The sequence below is a fragment of the Streptomyces sp. NPDC001348 genome (assembly GCF_053597535.1).
In genome coordinates, this window is the sequence record NZ_JBSFIK010000055.1 from 45880 (window position 1) to 56221 (window position 10342).

Below are 10342 nucleotides of genomic sequence, written 5' to 3' on the forward strand. Positions count from 1 at the left end.
TGCGTGTTCGTCTGTGCGTGTTCGTCTGCGCGCGTCCCCCGCCCTCAGCGCCGCTTGAGCGCCAGCACCTCCGCCGCCGCGAACGTCTCCCCCGCCGGGCGCTGCGCGTAGTGCGGGGTGAGGAGCGCGTCGAGCTCGTCGTACGTGAAGGTGTCCTGCTTGCTGTCGAACTGCGCCCGCACCCGGGGCCGTTCGACCACCGCCACCATGCCGCCGTGCACCACGAGCAGCTGTCCGTTGACCCGGGCGGCGGCGGGTGAGGCCAGATAGCCGACGAGCGGGGCGACGTGCTCGGGGGCGAGCGGGTCGAGGCCCTCGTCGGGCGCGGCGAGCCCGGCGAAGACGTCCTCGGTCATCCGGGTCCGGGCGCGCGGGCAGATGACGTTGGCCGTCACGCCGTACTTGGCGAGGGCGAGCGCGGTCGACGTGGTCAGACCCACGATGCCGCCCTTCGCCGCCGCGTAGTTGGGCTGCCCCGCCGAACCGGCCAGGAACGCCTCCGAGGAGGTGTTCACGATCCGCCCGTACACCGGCTCCCCGGCCGCCTTTGACCGCTGCCGCCAGTGCGCGGACGCGAAGCGGGTGGTGTTGAAGTGGCCCTTGAGGTGGACGCGTATCACGGCGTCCCATTCCTCCTCCGTCATGGAGAAGACCATGCGGTCGCGGAGGATGCCCGCGTTGTTGACCAGGATGTCCAGCCGGCCGAACTCCGCGACGGCCAGGTCGACCAGGGCCCGGGCGTGTGCGAAGTCGGCGACGTCCCCGGTGTGCGCCACGGCCCGGCCGCCCGCCGCGCGGATCTCGGCGGCGACCTCCTCGGCGGGTCCGGCGGACGACTCGCCCGAGCCGTCGCGGCCGGGCCGTCCGTAGTCGTTGACGACGACGGCCGCGCCGAGCCGGGCGAGTTCGAGCGCCTCGGCCCGGCCGAGACCGCGGCCGGCACCGGTGACGACGGCGGACAGCCCCTCCAGTGGCAGCGACATGCGCACTCCCGTCAGGTCTCGCGGATTCCGGCAGGTCTCTCAGATCTCGATGCACGTACGCAGGGCGGTCCCGGTGCGCATCTGGTCCAGTGCCTCGTTGATGTCGGTGAGCGGCACCCGGTGGGTGATCAGGCCCGCCAGGTCGATGCGGCCCGCCCGCCACAGGGCGATCGTGCGCTCGTAGGAGCGCAGCACGTCACCGCCGCCGTACATCGACGGCAGGATCCGCTTCTCGTCGAAGAACAGCTCGAACATGTTGAGCTGGAGGAAGTCGTCCATGGCGCCCGCGCCGACGACGACGAGGGTGCCGCCGCGCCGGGTGTTCTCGTAGGCGGTCCTGGCGGTGGCCGACTTTCCGACGACCTCGAAGACGTAGTCGAAGCCCTCGCCGCCGGTGACCTGCTGCTTGGCGTCGGCGAGTTCGTCCGGGGACACCGCTTTGGTGGCGCCGAACCGCAGGGCCGACTCGCGGCGGGAGGCGACCGGGTCGACGGCGACGATCTCGGCGGCGCCCTTCAGCCGGGCCCCCTGGACGGCGGAGATGCCGACACCCCCGCAGCCGATGACGGCGACCGACGAACCGGCCTCGACGTCGGCGGTGTTGAGGGCGGCACCCAGTCCGGTGGTCACCCCGCAGCCGATGAGGGCGGCGATGTCGAAGGGCACGTCGTCCGGGATCGGGACGGCGCAGCCGGCGTCGACGACGACCTCCTCGGCGAAGGTGCCGGTGCCCGCGAAGCCGAAGACGTCCCCGCCGGGGCGTTTGAAGTTGGGGGTGCCCGCGTTCATGAACCCGGCCAGGCACAGTTCGGTCTGCCCCCGCTTGCAGGCGGGGCACGCGCCGCAGGCGGGCAGCCAGCAGAGCACCACCCGGTCCCCGGGCTTCAGCCCGCGCACGCCCTCGCCCACCTCGACGATCTCGCCCGCCCCCTCGTGGCCGGGCACGAAGGGCGCCGGCTGGGGCAGCACCCCGCTCATCGCGGACAGGTCCGAGTGGCACAGCCCGGTGGCGTGCACCCGGACCCGCACCCTGCCCGGGCCGAAGCCCACCGCCTCGACGTCGTCGAAGACCTCCAGCTTGTCCTGGCCGATCTCGTGCAGTACGGCTGCGCGCATGGTGCGGCTCCCCTCATGAAGGCTCGGTGGGCTCAGGAGTGTTCGACGACTGTGTCGGCGAGGACGGGCGCGTCGTCCCGGTCGAGGGCGCTGACGGCGACCCGCACCGAGCCGTCCCCCCGCCACATCCGGATGCGCAGGGTCTCCCCCGGGTACACGACTCCGGCGAAGCGGGTGGTGTAGGCGCGTACCCGCGTCACGTCACCGCCGAGCAGTGTGTCGACGACGGCCTTGAGCGTGATCCCGTAGGTGCACAGCCCGTGCAGGATGGGCCGGTCGAACCCGGCGAGCTTGGCGAACTCCGGGTCGGCGTGCAGCGGGTTGAGGTCGCCGGAGAGCCGGTAGAGCAGGGCCTGGTCCTCGCGGACCGGCCGCTCGACGGTCCGGTCCGGTTCGCCGCCCGGCGGGTCGAGACGTGCGGAGGGTCCGCGGTCGCCGCCCCAGCCGCCCTCACCGCGTACGAAGATCTGGGCGTCGCTGGTCCACAGCGGGCCCTCGTCGTCCGCGACCTCGGTGCGCATGACGAGCACGGCCGCCTTGCCCTTGTCGTACACGGCGGCGATGCGGCCGGTGGCGGTCGCGGTGCCCTCGGCCGGGATGGGCCGGTGCACGGTCAGCGACTGGCCGCCGTGCAGGACGCGGGCGAGGTCGACGTCGATGCCGGGCATGGACAGGCTGTTGATCACGCCTGGGGAACCGGCGCCCGCGACGGTGGCGAAGCTGGGCAGGACGTGCAGCCGGGACTCGAGGGTGTAGCGCAGCTCGTCCGGGTCGGTGGCCGGGCCGCTCCGGTCGGGGTTCGCGCCGGCGCCGATGCCTAGGTGGTAGAGCTGGACGTCCTTGGTGTCCCAGGCGATCCGGCCGGACCGGGGCGTGGCCCCGAGGGCCTTGGCTGCGTCGATGGGCATACGGCTCCTGACACTGGCGGCTTCAAGACCCCGGCACGGCCGTCCGCACCGTCGGCCGCACCGAGGTCGACACGGGCCGATCTAGAACGCGTTCCAGTCCGGCGCCCTCTGTATAGCCCAGGGCTCCGTAGTTGTGAAGGCTCCTGACGGCGTGTCAGCTCACAGCGACCGACCATGACATTTGTACTGCCCGAGTCCGTACATGAGCATCTGCCGGGCCGCCCGCCCATGCCCGTAGCGTCATAGGCATGACACAGACATCACCCGCGGTCTCCTTCCGGGGAGCGGTCAAGGCCTACGGCGAACTCCGTGCCGTCGACGGCGTCGACCTGGAGATCACGCACGGCGAGACGGTGGCGCTGCTGGGCCGCAACGGCGCCGGGAAGTCCACGACCATCGCCCTGCTGCTCGGCCTGCTGGGGGCGGACGCGGGCCGGGTCGAGCTCTTCGGCGCCGCCCCGGAGCGGGCCGTGCGCGCGGGCCGGGTGGGTGCCATGCTCCAGGAGGCCCGCGCGGTGCCCCGGGTCACCGTCGGTGAACTGGTCTCCTTCGTCGCCTCCCGCTATCCGGACCCGCTGCCGGTGGCACGAGCCCTGGAACTCGCCGGGATCGCGGAGCTCGCGGGGCGGCGGGTGGACCGGCTGTCCGGCGGGCAGACGCAGCGCGTGCGGTTCGCGGTCGCGCTCGCCGGGGACCCCTCGCTGCTGGTCCTGGACGAACCGACGGCGGCTCTGGACGTGGAGGCGCGGCGTGCCTTCTGGGAGTCGATGCGGACGTACGCCCGGCAGGGGCACACCGTCCTGTTCTCCACCCACTACCTGGAGGAGGCCGACGCCCATGCCGACCGGATCCTGGTGATCGACCGCGGCCGGATCGTCGCGGACGGCACCGGCGAGACCCTGCGCCGTGCGGCGGGCGGCAACCTGGTCTCCTTCGACCTGGCCGGACGCGGCACGGACGACCTCGGCCTGCTGCCCGGCGTGCGGTCGGTGGAGGTGCGCCAGGACCGGGCGCGGCTGCGCACCGACGACTCCGACGCGACGGTGATCGCACTCGCCGAACTGGGCGCGATACGCGGCCTGGAGGTCGCCCCGGCCTCGCTGGAGGACGCCTTCCTGGCACTGACCTCCGGTTCTTGCGGCCCTGCCACGGAGATGGAGACGGTGTGATGTGGGACTACCTGCTCCTGGAGGTGCGCCGGACGCTGCGCGACACGGGCTTCGTGATCGGCGGTATCGCGATGCCGGTGATGATGTACCTCCTGTTCACCAACATCGGTGAGAACGACGGGACGTGGAAGACGGCGTCCATGATCGGCATGGCCGCCTACGGTGCCGTCGGCTCGGCGCTGAACACCGGCGGCGTGGTCGCGGAGGACCGGGCGGTCGGCTGGCTGCGGCAGCTGCGGGTGACGCCGATGACCCCGCGCGCGGTGGTGACCGGGCGGGCACTGACCGGCGCGGTGACCGTACTGCCCGCGATCACCGCGGTGCTCGCGGCGGGCGGCCTGGTGAACGGCGTTCGGCTGTCGGCCCTGCAGTGGGCGGCGACCGCGCTGCTGCTGTGGCTCGGCTCGATCCCCTTCACCCTGCTGGGCCTCGGCAACGGCTACCGGCTCACCGGTCCGGCCACGGGTGTGGCCAACATGATGTGCAATCTGGGCCTGGCGGTGGTCGGCGGCCTGTGGTTCCCGGTGAGCCTGTTCCCGCACTGGCTGCGCTCCCTGTCCACGTACACGCCCACCAACCGCTTTGCCGAGATGGGCACTTCGGTGGCCGGGGGACACGCCCCGGCGCCTGCCGCGATCCTCGTACTGACCGGTTGGCTGCTGGCCTTCGGCTCGTACGCTGTGCTGTCGTACCGCCGGGGTGCGGGGAACATCTGATCGGGGGATCTCGGATGAGCGGTCTCAAGTCGTGGTGGCGGACGGTGGGGTGTCAGGTGCGGGCCTGGCCGACGGCGCGGGCGCAGTGGAAGGCGGACATGGCCCGCTTCAAAGCCGATCAGAAAGCCGCCCGGAAGTCCGGGCAGGTCCCCGAGCACCCGGGCCCGCCGCCCACCGGTTTCGCCCTGGTGCCCTGGCTGCTGATGGGCATGGGCTCCTTCTCCAACCTCCTGCAGGGCAAGACCCCCAACCCGTGGGTCGGCGGCGTGGGCCTGTTCGCCTTCAACTCGCTGTACATCTACGTGGCCTTCCGCGCCTTCCACAAGGAGACACGCGAGGCGACCTCCACCCGCGTGGCGCTGCTGCTGATGGGACTGGTGACCACCGGTCTGGCCCTCGGTTACGGCGGCAACTGGCTGTTGTTCTTCCCGCTGCTGGGCCTGGCGACCGGCGCGATCGTGCGGGGTCCGTGGCTCGGACGGACGGGGATGGCGCTGGCCGCCTTCGCGGGCACCGTCTCCGGCTTCCGCGACGGTGGCGACGCGGTGAACATCGCCTACGGCACGTTCCTGTCCACGATGGTGACCGCCGCGATCCTCTCCCTCTCCGAGGCCGTGCGGGATCTGCGCGCCGCCCGCGAGGAGCTGGCCCGGCGGGCGGTGGAGCAGGAGCGACTGCGCTTCTCCCGGGACCTGCACGACCTGCTCGGCCACACCCTGTCGGTGATCGTGGTGAAGTCGGAGGCGGCCCGGCGCCTGGCCGACCGCGACCTGTCGGCCGCGCTGACGCAGATCGGCGACATCGAGTCCGTCGGCCGGCAGGCGCTGACCGAGATCCGCGAGGCGGTGACCGGCTACCGCGAGGGCAGTCTCGCCACCGAGCTGTCCCGGGCCGGCTCGGCGCTGTCCGCGGCGAACGTGGAACCGGTGGTGCGCCAGTCGGGGAAGCCGCTCGCCCCGCAGACCGAGGCCCTGCTCGGCTGGGTGGTGCGTGAGGCGGTCACCAACGTCGTCCGGCACAGCGACGCCACCCTCTGCGAGATCACCGTCGACAGCGACACCGAGCACACCCGGCTCACCGTCACCGACAACGGCACCGGCACCGGCAAGGCCGTCGCGCGCCACGCGGAGGGCATCGGCGGCACCGGCCTGAAGGGCCTGACCGAGCGCCTCGCGGCGGCGGGCGGCTCCCTGGAGGCCGGCCCGTCGCCGCGCGGCGGCTTCACGGTCACCGCCGAACTCCCGGTGGAGCCGACGGAACTGGCTGCCCTGGGAGCGGCCGCGGCACCCACGGCGAGCTGACCGCCCAGCTCACGTCGCTCTCAACCGGCCGCCTCTGACCTACCCTTGGGGCGTGAACGACATCCGGGTGCTGCTCGCGGAGGACCAGGGCATGATGCGCGGCGCCCTGGCCCTGCTGCTCGGCATGGAGTCCGACATCGAGGTGGTCGCCCAGGTCCCGACCGGCGACGCGATCGTGGACGCGGCACTCGCGCACCGGCCCGACGTGGCCCTGCTCGACATCGAACTGCCGGGACGCAGCGGACTGGACGCGGCGGCGGAACTGCGTGAAAGGGTGCCGGACTGCCGGGTGCTGATACTGACCACCTTCGGCCGGCCCGGCTATCTGCGCCGGGCCATGGAGGCGGGGGCGTCCGGCTTCCTGGTCAAGGACGGGCCGGTGGAGGAACTGGCCGTGGCGGTCCGGCGCGTGCTCGCCGGGGAGACGGTGGTCGACCCGGCGCTGGCGGCGGCCGCGCTCAGCGCGGGACCGAGCCCGCTGACGGCCCGCGAGTGCGACGTGCTGAAGGCGTCGGCGGACGGGGCGACGGTCGCCGACATCGCCGGCAGGCTCCATCTGTCCGAGTCCACCGTGCGCAACTACCTCTCTTCGGCGATCGGCAAGACCGGCACGCGGAACCGTGCGGAGGCGGTGCGGGAGGCCCGGCAGCAAGGGTGGTTGTGAGCCCCGCCGGCCCGTCTCCCCGTACCGGATCACCTCCCCTTCACGGGTACGGGATCACCTCCGCCGACTGGTAGGTGGTCCCCTTCGGCGCCACGCACACGAACCACTTCGTCCGGAACCCGACGGCCGCCCGGGTAAGGTCCACGCTGCTCGTGCCGTTCTTCCAGGTGCACTTGACCTGCCAGGCGGTGTCGGCGACCTGGCCGACCACCAGACGGCCCGAGCTCTCGGGCGTGTCGCCCAGGCGGGTCGCGGCGGCCTCCATGTCCGTACCCGCGAAGTCCTCCCTCTGCTCGGCCGTGTTGTACATCAGCTGCTGAGGGCGGTGCGTGCCGTAGGCGCGGGTGACGAAGAACGAGCTCTTTCCGATGAGTGCGGCCGGCTTGCGGGCGCCCGCCGGCTCGAGGCCCAGCTCGGTCATGGCCTGGAACTGTCTGCTCGCCTCCTCCTCGTTGCGCGGCGCTCCCCACAGCTCGACGGCGAGCCGCCACTCCTTGCCGGCGTAGAGGCCTCTGGCCAGCGTGGTCCGCTGCGGCGCGTAGACATGCCGTTCCTCGGGCGACTTCGGCGGCGTCGCCACCGCCGCCCCCCGCTCCCCGTGCCCGCCCCCGGGCAGTCCCGTCACCGCCAGCGTCGCCCCCGTCGACCCCGCCAGCACCGCCGCCGTGACCGCCGCGACCGCCCACCGCCGCGCTCTGCGCCGCCGGCCGCCGCGGATGACCGCCTGCACCGGGGCTATACCGATCTCGACCTCGTCCGCGGCGTCCGCGAGGAGGAGGGCGATGTCCGTCTGCGTCATGTCGTGCCTCGTCTCCCTGTCCGCGCTCATCACTTACGCCCTCCCTGCGTCACCATCTCGGCCAGCGCCGGTATGGCGCGGAGTTTCGCGATCCCCTTGGCCGCGTTGCTCTTGACCGTGCCGACCGAGCAGCCCATCGCCTCCGCCGTCTGGGTCTCCGTCAGGTCCTCCCAGTACCGCAGGACCACCGCCTCCCGCTGCCGCGCGGGCAGCTGGGCGAGCGCCTTCAGCAGGGCGCTGCGGTCGTCGGCCTGGGCGATGCGGTCACCGGTGTCGGCCACCTCGTGCACCAGGCCCGAGTCGTCCCTCGGCGCCAGGAACTCCTTCAGCCTTCTGCGGTGTCTGCGCGCGTGCGCGTTGATCATGACGCGCCGTACGTACGCCTCCGGGTCGTCCGCCGAGCCGACCTTGCGCCAGGCCGTGTAGACCTGTTCCAGCGTCGACTGGACCAGGTCCTCGGCCGTGTGCTGCTCCCCCGTGAGGAGAAATGCCGTACGCATCAGCCGCGGCCAGCGGCCGACGACGAAGCTCTGGAACTCCTCGTCCCGAGCCCTCTTCCGATCCCCCATGGGCACCTCCTAGACAACATAAGGAGTCCATGAGCCGTCCGGATCGTTGCCTCGCACGGAAGCCTGATGCCCGATCAGAAAACCATGACAAGGTCAAGAAATCATTAGAGGCACGAAGCAACGGAATAGTTGCCTGTGCATACGGGGTTGAGCCAGTACTTATCTCACTGGAGGCCTCACTCAATGACGCACACGACGACCGACCAGCCCGCCCGGAGCGCGAGCGGGGCCGTGGTCCCCGTGCTCGCCTTCGCGGGCATCGTGGTCGCGGTGATGCAGACCCTGCTCGTCCCGGTCATCAAGGACCTGCCGCAACTGCTGGACACCGCGCCCAGCAACGCCACCTGGGTCCTGACCTCGACTCTCCTGTCGGGCGCCGTGGCCACCCCGATCATGGGCCGGCTCGGTGACCTGTACGGCAAGCGCCGCATGCTCATAGCCAGCCTCGCGGTGATGGTGGTCGGCGCGCTGGTCAGCGCCCTGACCAGCGAACTGCTCACCATGATCGTCGGCCGTACGCTCCAGGGCTTCGCCATGGGCGCGATCCCGCTCGGCATCGGTCTGATGCGCGACACACTTCCGCGCGAGAAGCTCGGCTCGGCGATGGCCCTGATGAGCTCCTCGATCGGCGTCGGCGGCGGCCTCGCCCTGCCCGCCGCGGCCCTGGTCGCCCAGCACACGGACTGGCACGCCCTGTTCTACGGCGCCGCCGGCCTCGGCGTGCTCTGCATCGCGCTCACCCTCCTGGTAGTGCCGGAGTCCACGATGCGCGCGGAGGGCTCCTTCGACGTGCTGGGCGCGCTCGGCCTCTCCACCGGCCTGGTCCTCTTCCTGCTGCCGATCACCAAGGGCAGCGACTGGGGCTGGACCTCCGGCACCACGCTCGGCCTGTTCGCCGCGGCGGCGGTCGTGCTCGTCCTGTGGGGCGTGATGGAACTGCGCGTCAAGGCTCCCCTGGTGGACCTGCGCACCACCGCCCGTCCCGCCGTGCTCTTCACCAACCTGGCCTCGATCATGGTCGGCGTCTCGTTCTACGTCGTCTCACTGGTCCTGCCCCAGCTCCTCCAGCTGCCCAAGGCCACCGGCTACGGCCTCGGCCAGTCCATGGTGGTCGCCGGTCTGCTCGTCGCGCCCCTCGGTCTGACGATGATGTTCACCGCGCCCGTCTACGCCCGGCTGTCCGCCAAGTACGGCCCGAAGCTCACCCTGATCCTCGGCATGCTGATCATCGCGATCGGCTACGGCGCCGGGCTCGGCCTGATGAGCGCCCCCTGGCAGAGCCTGGTCATCGCGGTGGTCCTGGGCGCGGGTATCGGCCTTGCCTACTCCTCCCTGCCCGCGCTGATCGTCAGCGCGGTACCGGCCTCCGAGACCGGCGCGGCCAACGGCCTCAACACCCTGATGCGCTCCATCGGCACGTCGGTCTCCAGCGCCGTCATCGGCATGGTGCTGGCCAACACCGCGAACAACGTGAACGGCGTCGCGATCCCGACCATGCACGGCTTCCGCGTCTCCTTCCTGATCGCCACGGCCGCCGTCCTGGTCGGCCTGGTGCTCGCCCTCCTCCTGCCCGGCCGCCGGCCCGCCGCCCACCCCCAGCTGCGCGCCAGCAGCGAGGAGGACGCCAGCCTCGAGCGCGCCGAGGAGGTGCTGCGGGGCTTCCGCGGCCGGGTCCTGGACGCCGACGGCGCCCCGGTCGCCCGCGCCAAGGTCACCCTGATCGACCAGCGGGGCCGCCAGGCGGGCGCCGCCGTCTCAGCGGAGGACGGCAGCTACGCCCTCCCGGTCCCCGCCCAGGGCGCCTACGTCCTCGCGGCGAAGGCCCCCGGCCACGGCCCGCACGCCTCGTCGGCGACCCACGCGGGCGACGAACGGCCGGTCGAGCTGGACCTGGACCTGCCGGGCGAGACCGTCCCGGCCTGACCGCCGCCCGGGACCCGTCCCCCCGTACCCCCTGTCGCTCCGGCGGCGGGGAGTACGGCAACATGGGGCGCCCAAACGCACGTACGACCGAGAGGGACTCCATGCCCGCGGCACCCAAGCCCGAGATCCTGGCCGCGTTCGAGGCCGCGAAGGGGTTCATGCCCGTGGACGAGGGGCTGGCGCTGTACGCGGCG

At 72.2% G+C, this 10342-nt stretch carries 10 protein-coding genes and 1 pseudogene; 6 read left to right on the top strand and 5 right to left on the bottom strand.

Annotated features, from left to right (window positions below):
* Positions 1 to 44: 44 nt before the first annotated feature.
* From ACWC21_RS37310 to ACWC21_RS37320, 3 genes are read right to left on the bottom strand one after another with little or no spacing between them, the layout of a single operon-like run.
* The gene (locus tag ACWC21_RS37310; protein WP_450888672.1) at positions 45 to 983 is read right to left on the bottom strand and encodes a 3-oxoacyl-ACP reductase; all 939 of its coding nucleotides are present in this window, start codon (positions 981 to 983) and stop codon (positions 45 to 47) included.
* 39 nt (positions 984 to 1022) lie between these two features.
* Positions 1023 to 2099, bottom strand: a complete 1077-nt coding sequence (locus tag ACWC21_RS37315; RefSeq protein WP_450888674.1) for a Zn-dependent alcohol dehydrogenase — start codon at positions 2097 to 2099, stop codon at positions 1023 to 1025.
* A 32-nt stretch (positions 2100 to 2131) separates the two neighbouring features.
* Complete coding sequence (locus ACWC21_RS37320; RefSeq protein ID WP_450888675.1) at positions 2132 to 3007, bottom strand: MaoC/PaaZ C-terminal domain-containing protein; 876 nt, start codon at positions 3005 to 3007, stop codon at positions 2132 to 2134.
* Between the two features lie 248 nt (positions 3008 to 3255).
* On the opposite strand from ACWC21_RS37320, the gene ACWC21_RS37325 reads away from it, so the two are divergent.
* From ACWC21_RS37325 to ACWC21_RS37340, 4 genes are read left to right on the top strand one after another with little or no spacing between them, the layout of a single operon-like run.
* Positions 3256 to 4176: an ABC transporter ATP-binding protein gene (locus ACWC21_RS37325; protein ID WP_450888677.1), complete on the top strand. Its 921-nt coding sequence runs from the start codon at positions 3256 to 3258 to the stop codon at positions 4174 to 4176.
* Positions 4176 to 4892, top strand: coding sequence for an ABC transporter permease (locus ACWC21_RS37330; RefSeq protein WP_450888678.1), 717 nt, complete (start codon positions 4176 to 4178; stop codon positions 4890 to 4892). The genes ACWC21_RS37325 and ACWC21_RS37330 overlap by 1 nt, the downstream gene beginning before the upstream one ends.
* 14 nt (positions 4893 to 4906) lie before the next feature.
* On the top strand, positions 4907 to 6193 hold the full coding sequence (locus ACWC21_RS37335; RefSeq protein WP_450888680.1) for a sensor histidine kinase: 1287 nt from the start codon (positions 4907 to 4909) through the stop codon (positions 6191 to 6193).
* A gap of 52 nt (positions 6194 to 6245) precedes the next feature.
* Positions 6246 to 6857 carry a response regulator gene (locus ACWC21_RS37340; RefSeq protein ID WP_450888682.1) on the top strand — a complete coding sequence of 204 codons (612 nt, stop codon included), beginning with the start codon at positions 6246 to 6248 and terminating at the stop codon, positions 6855 to 6857.
* 40 nt (positions 6858 to 6897) lie between these two features.
* Here ACWC21_RS37340 and ACWC21_RS37345 read toward each other — a convergent pair whose 3' ends face one another.
* Together ACWC21_RS37345 and ACWC21_RS37350 are read right to left on the bottom strand one after the other, a co-directional pair.
* On the bottom strand, positions 6898 to 7686 hold the full coding sequence (locus ACWC21_RS37345) for a hypothetical protein (protein ID WP_450888684.1): 789 nt from the start codon (positions 7684 to 7686) through the stop codon (positions 6898 to 6900).
* Complete coding sequence (locus ACWC21_RS37350) at positions 7686 to 8225, bottom strand: SigE family RNA polymerase sigma factor (protein ID WP_450888686.1); 540 nt, start codon at positions 8223 to 8225, stop codon at positions 7686 to 7688. Before ACWC21_RS37350 ends, ACWC21_RS37345 begins: the two co-directional genes overlap by 1 nt.
* A 183-nt stretch (positions 8226 to 8408) precedes the next feature.
* On the opposite strand from ACWC21_RS37350, the gene ACWC21_RS37355 reads away from it, so the two are divergent.
* Both ACWC21_RS37355 and ACWC21_RS37360 read left to right on the top strand, forming a co-directional pair.
* The gene (locus ACWC21_RS37355) at positions 8409 to 10148 is read left to right on the top strand and encodes an MFS transporter (RefSeq protein ID WP_450888688.1); all 1740 of its coding nucleotides are present in this window, start codon (positions 8409 to 8411) and stop codon (positions 10146 to 10148) included.
* 101 nt (positions 10149 to 10249) lie between these two features.
* Positions 10250 to 10342 (top strand): annotated as a pseudogene (locus ACWC21_RS37360) (class I SAM-dependent methyltransferase); the annotation flags it as partial.